We start from the raw sequence: 3,551 nt of genomic DNA on the forward strand, positions 1-3,551 counted from the left end.
GCTGTTGCACTTGGCATGTTCGGAGCCCCCGGCCCCATCCCGCTCCCCCGTCGGCCGCTCGACGCGAGCTGTCAGGTCCGACGGTGGTACGAGAACGAACTGGGCTGGCCGACGGTGCCCGGCGATCCTCTGCGGCTGGCGGTGGGGGTGCGCTACGACGTCCTGGACGTGCCGGCCGAGGCGGGACAGGCGGCCCTGCGGCACTTGGGGCCGCACTCCCCGGTTGCCGTGCTCGGCGACCGAATGTACCTCCTGGTGGCCCCGGGCAGCGCGGAGGAACTGCCCGGGCTGCTGGAGTGGCTGGAGTGGGGGACGCTGCGGCTCGACCTGACGGCGATCGGGGCGGGGGGTGCCATGGAGGCGCCGTGGCCGCCCGGGATGGATGCGCCGTCCTTCCACGGGCCGGACGGCTCGATGCCGCGCGAGCGGGGCGGGCTGCCGTCCCGTGAGGCGGACGCGGTGTTGTTCCGCGAGACGGACGGTTTGGTATCGCGCGAGAGGGAAGGGCTGCTGCCCTGCGAGGCGGGCTCGCCGTTTTTTCGCGGTACGGGCGGCTTGATGCCGCCCTGCGAGGCGGACCCGCCGTTTCCCCGCGAGACGGACGGCTCGATGCCGAGGGGGACGGGCGGCTTGATGCCGCGCCGCGAGGCGGACCCGCCGTTTTCCCGCGAGACGGACGGCTCGATGGGCGGCTCGATGCCGCGCGAGGGGAGTGGCTTGGCGCCGCGGGAGACAGGCGGGCGGCCGCCGGGCGAGACGGGCGCGGTGTTGTTCCCCGAGACGGACGGCTCGATGCGGCGCGAGAGGAGCGCGCTGCCGCCCTGCGAGGCGGGCGCGCCGTTGCTCCGCGAGGCGGACGGCTCGATGCGGCGCGAGAGGGGTGGCCTGATGGCGCGCGGGACAGGCGGGCTGCTGCCTGACGGGACGGACAGGCCGCTGCCCCGCGAGACGGGCGCGTCGTTCTTCCGGGAGACGGGCGGCTCGGTATCGCGTGCGAGGGGCGGACCGCTGCCGTGCGAGGCCGTGACGCCGGTGGTCGCCGAGAGGGGCGGGTCGCTGCCTCGTCAGGCGTTCGCGCCGTCGGTCCCCGAGACGGACGGCGCGTTGTCCCGCGAGCCCGGCTCCTCCCGTGGCCGGCCGCTTCCCCTGGGCCGGTTCGGTTCCCAGGGGGCCGCTGTATGGCTGCGGCCCCCCGAGCCGGGATGCGAGGTCGAGGCCTCGCTGCCGACGCTGTCGGCCTTGGGGGGCGGTGGAGACGCCCCCGATCTCGTGCGGCTGGTGAACACGGTGGCCACGCAGTGCCACCGGGTCCGGCTGCGGCGCGCATGCGCGCAGCCGCCGGCCTTGCGTGCGCAGGGTCGGTAGTGCCGCTGTTCAGCCGTTGGCCTTCTCGTAGGCCTCGCGGATGGTCGCGGGAACACGGCCGCGGTCGTTGACCTCGTAGCCGTTCTCCTTCGCCCAGGCGCGGATGGCCGCCGTGTCCTGGCTGCCGCTCGAAGCCGCGCGCGCCTTTCCTCGCCCGCCCGAAGCACGGCCTCCGGTACGACGACCGCCCTTCACGTAAGGCTCGAGAAGGCTGCGGAGCTTGTCCGCATTGGCGGTGGTGAGATCGATCTCGTACGTCTTGCCGTCCAGCGCGAACGTCACGGTCTCGTCCGCCTCGCCGCCGTCGAGGTCGTCGACAAGAAGGACCTGAACCTTCTGTGCCACCGGATTTCCTTTCATCGATATCTTCAGGGCCGGGGTGTGCCGGCGTCCGCCGTATCACCGTCCCCTGTTATATGCAGTACTGCAGTACCTCGGAAAGCAAACCGCTTTTGCCGGAAAAACACAAACCCTCGGCAGAGACCGGCAGCCCCGCCTCCGTCCGGAAACGTGCGCGTTTCGGACATAGGGCACCCGGGGCAGGGGCGGTGGTGCGAAATATGTCTTGACGAACCGGCCGGGCGGTCTTGCGGCCGACTTGCGACTGGCTTGTGTGTCCGTCCTGACGATCACAGATGCAGAAGCATCCGGCTGTTGCCCAAGGTGTTCGGTTTCACTCGTTCGAGACCGAGGAACTCCGCGACACCCTCGTCATAGGAACGCAGCAGCTCCGCGTAGACATCGGTGTCAACAGGCGTCTCGCCGATCTCCACGAAGCCGTGCTTGCTGAAGAAGTCGACTTCGAAGGTCAGACAGAAAACGCGGCGAACGCCGAGCCAGCGGGCGGTGTGCAGCAACTTCTCCAGCAACTGGTGTCCGACACCCGCCCCCTTCAGGCCGGGCTTCACGGCGAGAGTGCGCACTTCCGCGAGGTCTTCCCACATCACGTGCAGGGCGCCGCAGCCGACGACCTCGGCGTTGTCGTCCCGTTCCGCGACCCAGAACTCCTGGATGTCCTCGTAAAGCGTCACCGTTGCTTTGTCGAGCAGGATGCCGCCGCGGACGTAGGCGTCAAGGAGGCGGCGCACGGCCGGGACATCGCCGGTACGGGCCCGCCGGACGGTGATGGCTTTTACGGGGGCTTCGGGGCTCTTCGCGGACATGCCGGGACGCTATCGCCCGTCGGGGTCCTGAGCGGAGGCGGGGTTCTCCGACGGTTCAGCCGGTTCCGTTCGTTCAGCCGGTCCCGTGCGTTCAGCCGGTTCCGTGCGTTCAGCCGGTTCCGTTCGTTCCGCCGGTTCCGTTCGTTCCGCCGGTTCCGTTCGTTCAGCCGGTTCCGTTCGTTCCGCCGGTTCCGTTCGTTCAGCCGGTTCCGTTCGTTCCGCTGGTTCGGCCGGTTCCGACGGTCCGGTCGGTTTCTGGGTTTCCGGGACCTGGGCGATGCGCACGGCATCGCGGAGAGCCTCTCGCTGTTCCTCGCTCATCATGCCGAAGAAGGCGACGAGAGCCGCGGCGGGGTTGTCGCTCTGCGACCAGGCCTCGTTCATCAGGGCGGCGGCGTAGGCGGCGCGTGTGGAGACCGCCTCATATCGATAGGCACGGCCCTCCGCCTCGCGGCGCACCCAGCCCTTCTGATGGAGATTGTCCAAAACGGTCATCACGGTGGTGTACGCGATGGACCGCTCCTTCTGAAGATCTTCCAGGACTTCTCGAACGGTCACCGGGCGGTTCCACTTCCACACCCGCGACATGACCGCGTCTTCGAGTTCTCCCAATGGGCGAGGCACACCTCAGAACAATAGTGGGAGATCTGGGTAATGGCGTGGCGGACGTACGCTTCACCGGCGAACGGGAGCAAAAAGGGCGTACGACTCGAAAGTGCGAGCCCCACGCAGGGGGCGGCCGCACGGAGTCGTACGCCGTCAGAGCGCTGCGCCGGGGGCGGCAGCGGTCGGGTCAGGCTTCGGCCTTCGGGGGCGCGGAGGACTGTGGGGCGGCCTCCACGCGCGCGAGGGCGGCGTCGACGGCCGCGTCCTCCTTGGCCTTGTTGACGCCGCCCTGTGTCTTCACGATCACCCGGATCACGCCGATGAAGAAGATGGCCATGACGACCGGGGGCAGGAGCGCGGAGACGTAGTCCATGGCTCCAGAGTAGCCACGTCAGCCCGCGGCGAGCTGCTGGGGGT

At 69.6% G+C, this 3,551-nt stretch carries 4 protein-coding genes and 2 pseudogenes; 2 read left to right on the top strand and 4 right to left on the bottom strand.

The window, feature by feature from the left end; all coding sequences use genetic code 11:
* Nucleotides 1-15 precede the first annotated feature (15 nt).
* Nucleotides 16-435 (top strand): annotated as a pseudogene (locus CA983_RS41530) (SCO3374 family protein); the annotation flags it as partial.
* 702 nt (nt 436-1,137) lie between these two features.
* Nucleotides 1,138-1,365: pseudogene (locus CA983_RS41535) on the top strand (SCO3374 family protein); the annotation flags it as partial.
* Nucleotides 1,366-1,374: 9 nt separating this feature from the next.
* Here the strand turns inward: CA983_RS41535 and CA983_RS41540 are convergent.
* The 4 genes from CA983_RS41540 to CA983_RS41555 all read right to left on the bottom strand — a co-directional run bounded on the left by CA983_RS41540 (nt 1,375) and on the right by CA983_RS41555 (nt 3,507).
* Nucleotides 1,375-1,710, bottom strand: coding sequence for a histone-like nucleoid-structuring protein Lsr2 (locus tag CA983_RS41540; RefSeq protein WP_086605836.1), 336 nt, complete (start codon nt 1,708-1,710; stop codon nt 1,375-1,377).
* Between the two features lie 284 nt (nt 1,711-1,994).
* Nucleotides 1,995-2,528, bottom strand: coding sequence for an amino-acid N-acetyltransferase (locus tag CA983_RS41545; protein WP_086605837.1), 534 nt, complete (start codon nt 2,526-2,528; stop codon nt 1,995-1,997).
* Between the two features lie 9 nt (nt 2,529-2,537).
* Nucleotides 2,538-3,116: a BlaI/MecI/CopY family transcriptional regulator gene (locus tag CA983_RS48620; RefSeq protein ID WP_244207322.1), complete on the bottom strand. Its 579-nt coding sequence runs from the start codon at nt 3,114-3,116 to the stop codon at nt 2,538-2,540.
* Nucleotides 3,117-3,321: 205 nt separating this feature from the next.
* Nucleotides 3,322-3,507 carry a hypothetical protein gene (locus tag CA983_RS41555; protein WP_086605838.1) on the bottom strand — a complete coding sequence of 62 codons (186 nt, stop codon included), beginning with the start codon at nt 3,505-3,507 and terminating at the stop codon, nt 3,322-3,324.
* Nucleotides 3,508-3,551: the final 44 nt, after the last annotated feature.

The organism is Streptomyces swartbergensis (genome assembly GCF_002148965.1).
GTDB classification, from domain to species: domain Bacteria; phylum Actinomycetota; class Actinomycetes; order Streptomycetales; family Streptomycetaceae; genus Streptomyces; species Streptomyces swartbergensis.

What these genes read in the sequence shown, in the direction of transcription:
- CA983_RS48620 (WP_244207322.1), bottom strand. Translation starts at nt 3,116, where the DNA reads ATGTCGCGGGTGTGGAAGTGGAACCGCCCGGTGACCGTTCGAGAAGTC.
- CA983_RS41555 (WP_086605838.1), bottom strand. Translation starts at nt 3,507, where the DNA reads ATGGACTACGTCTCCGCGCTCCTGCCCCCGGTCGTCATGGCCATCTTC.
- CA983_RS41545 (WP_086605837.1), bottom strand. Translation starts at nt 2,528, where the DNA reads ATGTCCGCGAAGAGCCCCGAAGCCCCCGTAAAAGCCATCACCGTCCGG.